Below are 222 nucleotides of genomic sequence, written 5' to 3' on the forward strand. Positions count from 1 at the left end.
GATTTGTGGTGCCTGACCGGGATAGCTGGTTTTAATAATAACCTGCACATCGGAGAGATCCGGCAGCGCATCCACTGGCGTATTAATGATGGTCCAGGTGCCCCAGATGCTCAGAAACAACGCGCCCATCAGCACCAAAAAACGGTTCGCCACCGAGCGACGAATAATCCATTCAATCATTGGTTATTCCCTCAATGCGCATGGGTAGCACTTTCAGAGCGC

1 protein-coding gene is annotated in these 222 nt (G+C 51.4%); it reads right to left on the reverse strand.

From position 1 onward, the window contains the following. Positions 1 to 180, reverse strand: a 180-nt coding sequence (locus tag HMPREF0298_RS11410; protein WP_006841369.1) for an efflux RND transporter permease subunit, incomplete at its 3' end; no start/stop codon positions are given. Between the last annotated feature and the right edge of the window lie 42 nt (positions 181 to 222).

The organism is Corynebacterium lipophiloflavum DSM 44291, from assembly GCF_000159635.1.
Taxonomy (GTDB): Bacteria; Actinomycetota; Actinomycetes; order Mycobacteriales; family Mycobacteriaceae; genus Corynebacterium; species Corynebacterium lipophiloflavum.